6 protein-coding genes are annotated in these 3,686 nt (G+C 30.7%); 3 read left to right on the plus strand and 3 right to left on the minus strand.

The window, feature by feature from the left end:
- The first annotated feature begins 452 nt into the window (after positions 1-452).
- Together SULYE_RS06895 and SULYE_RS06900 are read left to right on the plus strand one after the other, a co-directional pair.
- Complete coding sequence (locus SULYE_RS06895; RefSeq protein ID WP_007547883.1) at positions 453-1,028, plus strand: class II aldolase/adducin family protein; 576 nt, start codon at positions 453-455, stop codon at positions 1,026-1,028.
- Complete coding sequence (locus SULYE_RS06900; protein WP_007547884.1) at positions 998-1,603, plus strand: hypothetical protein; 606 nt, start codon at positions 998-1,000, stop codon at positions 1,601-1,603. Before SULYE_RS06895 ends, SULYE_RS06900 begins: the two co-directional genes overlap by 31 nt.
- Here the strand turns inward: SULYE_RS06900 and SULYE_RS06905 are convergent.
- A complete protein-coding gene (locus SULYE_RS06905) occupies positions 1,600-1,950 on the minus strand; it encodes a rhodanese-like domain-containing protein (protein ID WP_007547885.1) in 351 nt (116 codons plus the stop codon). The two genes, SULYE_RS06900 and SULYE_RS06905, sit on opposite strands and share 4 nt — an antisense overlap.
- A 317-nt stretch (positions 1,951-2,267) precedes the next feature.
- Between SULYE_RS06905 and ccsA the strand changes: the two genes are divergently transcribed.
- Positions 2,268-3,068 (plus strand): cytochrome c biogenesis protein CcsA, encoded by an 801-nt coding sequence (gene ccsA, locus SULYE_RS06910; RefSeq protein ID WP_007547887.1) that lies wholly within the window; start codon positions 2,268-2,270, stop codon positions 3,066-3,068.
- Here ccsA and SULYE_RS06915 read toward each other — a convergent pair.
- Positions 3,065-3,433: a c-type cytochrome gene (locus tag SULYE_RS06915; RefSeq protein WP_007547888.1), complete on the minus strand. Its 369-nt coding sequence runs from the start codon at positions 3,431-3,433 to the stop codon at positions 3,065-3,067. The genes ccsA and SULYE_RS06915 overlap by 4 nt on opposite strands.
- Positions 3,434-3,476: 43 nt before the next feature.
- The coding region (locus SULYE_RS06920; RefSeq protein WP_007547889.1) for a c-type cytochrome at positions 3,477-3,686 on the minus strand (210 nt) is incomplete at its 5' end.

Raw genomic sequence — 3,686 nt, forward strand, 5'->3', positions numbered from 1 at the left:
ATGCAATACCCTGCAGAAATGCAAAATATATTTTATGATATACTCAAGTTTAGCTTTTGTATATTTTTAAAAAACAAGCCTACCTCTTGCAACTTTGTTTTCACGTAATATACTAATGTCCACAACACTAAAAGCAAAAAAAGAGGAAAAAAATGAAAAATGTAAAAAATATTATCACACTAATAATTTTATTAATATTATTCTTCTTTAAAAGAGCACAATAAAAATAACAAACAAATACAATTAATCGTAAAGAATTTATAATAACATACAATTAGTATGTAAAGAATTTATAAAGAGTATGTAATCAATACACGAAACGCTCACTCTCCTCTCTCCCCTAAGCATTTTAAAGAACTCTACAGCCCACTCATTATCAAACCAAGCTTATTAAAGCCACAAAAATTTCTGATATAATTAGATAAAACAAAACCCGGAAAGGAATTTTAACCTTGAATGATATAATCCAGCAAATAATCTTCACCGGAAGAGTTTTACACGAGTTAAAGCTCGTATCATCCCATGGTGGAAATCTTAGCATAAAAGATGGAGAATATCTTTACATCACAAAAACAGGAAGAATGGCAGGCTTTTTGACAGAAGAAGATATTATAAAGCTTCCAATCTACAAAGAAACAGAACAAGATAAAGAAGCATCGATAGAGCTTATCGTCCACAGACAGATCTATAAAGACAATCCAAGCATAAATGCAGTAGTCCATGCTCATCCAATTACAGCCACAGCCTTAGGCTACTTTCTAAGAGAATTTATACCAATGGATATAGAAGGAGAATTATTCATAAAAAAAGTACCAATTTTAGAAGTAGAAAAACCATCAGCATCCTTAGAGCTTGCTATTGGGGTAAGTAAATTATTTCAGGAAGGTTATAAAATTTGTATAGTCAAAAATCACGGCTCATTTTCGATAGGAAAAACCATTAACGAAGCGTTAAAATATACATCAACCTTAGAAAACTCAGCGGAGATATTCTACAAATGGATGAGTCTAAAAAAGATGCAGTCATAAATCACTATCTAAATAAGTTTAACATTCTTCCTACTCAGCTAAACCCAAAAGAAAGAGAATTTTTAGAATCTTTAACGGAAAAATATGAACTTCAAGATATTATTGAAGCAATCAACTTGCTTGATAAAAGACCAAAAAGTTTAAAAAATCTCGAAAAAGAATTGGTTAGGCACCTAAAAGATTTATCACTTGTCAATCATAAAGAAATTGAAAATAATCTTCAAACTAAGCCGCCGGAAAATAAAGAAACTCTAAAGCCTAAAGCCAAAGCATTTAATTCTAAATCTCCCTTGCCTGAAAAATGGAGTTTATTATTTGATAAATACAGCATTCCTGTAAGTATTGTAAATATGTCAAAGCTTGAAATGTTAAACGACTATCTTAAAAATGTCTACTTGTCCGACCTTGTAGCTGATTATTTGCTGAAAAATTTACCACCAGAAAAATTAAGCAAATACATAAAAAAAGCTGAAAAACATTTTTCAAACATTAACTTAACAGAATCAGAAAAGGAAGAAGCATATAAAATTTATATTAAGTATTTGATTAAAAAAGATTTAAAAATCTTATTTTAATATTTTGGCACGGTTGGGTCTATTTCGTCAGACCAAGCTAAAATACCACCCTCTACGTTTTTAACACGGGTAAATCCATTTTGCAATAGCCATAAAGTAGCCTGAAGACTTCTGTTTCCACTTCTGCAAAATACATATATGTCCTTATCTTTTGGAAGGCTGTTTATAACTTTTGGAAGACTCATAAGTGGAACAAGCATCGCATCTTTCTCTTTAATTCTTGAAAAAGCGTATTCTTGCGGCTCTCTAACATCTAACAATATAAAATCTTCGCCCTTATCTATCTTTTCTTTTAACTCTTTAACGGATATATGTATTTTTTTGTACGTCTCTTTATCTAAGTACATTCTTATCTCCAATTCTTTTTATCTTTTGAAATATTATAATATTTTAATATTCTAAACTCAAAATCCTGATGATAAAAGTCATTTCTATTCATATTGAGAATGCTGTAAAAATTTTAGTAAGCTTACCTTTCCGCACCATCCTGAGACTGTAAAGCCAAAGGATCTCCTATTTTGATTTTTGTCTTGAAAATAAAAACAGGAGATTCTTCGCCGGCTGCAGAATGACAGTGTGGATTTTTCAAGCAGTCTCTATTCGTCATAGTTAAAATCATAATTTTTCTGTTATAATTAAAAATAAAAACCTAAGAAGGTGCTGGATGTTTAAGCTTTTTACGATTTTATTTATAGTCATATACTTTTTATCTTCAATTAGCTTTTGGGTTTATTTATATACAAAAAACTCTAAATACCAAAAACTCGGCTATTCTTTCTTTGGAGCCGGGTTTACACTTCAAATTTTAGTATTCTTATTAAGAACCTATGAAATTAAAGCCTTGCCTTTAAACACTTTGGAAGAACTTTTAAGCTTTTTAGCGATTATTATATCAGCTGTTTTTTATGGGTTTTCCTTTGCTTACAGAAAAAAAATAATAGAGTTTGGCTCTCTGATTGCCCCTTTGGTTATGTTTTTGACAGCTTTTTCTTTACCTTTACACTCAGAAACTCAAAATATCTATAACAACATCTGGTTTTATCTTCATGTGGCATCTTTGATTTTATCTTACGGTTTAATAGTTTTTTCTTCCATTGCTGCTATTTTATACATTCTTACAGATAGAGATTTGAAAAATAAAAAACTAAACTCTTTTTTTGTCTCTAAATTTTCTTCTTCTTTAACATTGATTCAAAATCTTGAGTACAAATCTGTCATTTTAGCTTTTATATTTTTAAGTCTTGGATTAATAGCATCATCTATATGGACTGCTATTTACATAGGTAAACATTGGACTTGGGATATAAAGCAGACGATGTTATTTTTGCTTTGGATTTTTTATGGATTTATTTTACATACAAGAATCATTAAACAGATTAAAGGCAGGAAAGCTTCGTATTTGACATTAATCGGTAGCTTGTTTGCTTTTATAGTATTTTGGCTGATAGGTCATCCAACTTTTTAATAGTGGTCGCTTTCTAAGTCATAAAATTTAGTTTGATTAGGTTTTTCTTTCTCTGAGTAAATCAGTACATACTCTGCTAATTTTCTTGCTTCTTCATAAGGAATGTTAAAAGGTGGCATATATGCAAATCCTGGCCAGTTTGATGGATTTGGTTTTATGATAAGTTTTGCGACTTTATCAATAGCTTGCTTACTTTTTCCATACCTTTCTCTTATCTCTTTAAAAGAAGGTGCTGCAAGCCTTTCCGTTGGTGAATGACAAGAACCACATCCATACTTTTTAAATAAAAATTTTCCATCCTCCGCAAAAGAAATGTTTGATATTATAAGTATCAATAAGATCGAAATATTTTTTGAAAATCTCATGACAGAAGAAAATCAGGGGGCTGTTAACCCCCTATTTTTAGAATTACTTGTGTGAAAGCATGAATTGTGCTAATGCTTTTAATTCATCGTCTTTCATAGCTTTTGTTGTGTTGAGTTGTGGCTTCATCACAGCTTCTTTAGCCGGGTCAACGATAGCTTTTCCTTCTCCTTTTAAGAACTTGATAAGGTCAGCTTCTTTTCCAGCATAAGCAGCTGCAATTTTCTTTAAAGATGGTCCAACTGTGTCAGCTGC

Source organism: Sulfurihydrogenibium yellowstonense SS-5, from assembly GCF_000173615.1.
In the GTDB taxonomy this organism is placed as follows: domain Bacteria; phylum Aquificota; class Aquificia; order Aquificales; family Hydrogenothermaceae; genus Sulfurihydrogenibium; species Sulfurihydrogenibium yellowstonense.

What these genes read in the sequence shown, in the direction of transcription:
- SULYE_RS06900 (WP_007547884.1), top strand. Translation starts at nt 998, where the DNA reads ATGGATGAGTCTAAAAAAGATGCAGTCATAAATCACTATCTAAATAAG.
- SULYE_RS06905 (WP_007547885.1), bottom strand. Translation starts at nt 1,950, where the DNA reads ATGTACTTAGATAAAGAGACGTACAAAAAAATACATATATCCGTTAAA.
- ccsA (WP_007547887.1), top strand. Translation starts at nt 2,268, where the DNA reads ATGTTTAAGCTTTTTACGATTTTATTTATAGTCATATACTTTTTATCT.
- SULYE_RS06915 (WP_007547888.1), bottom strand. Translation starts at nt 3,433, where the DNA reads ATGAGATTTTCAAAAAATATTTCGATCTTATTGATACTTATAATATCA.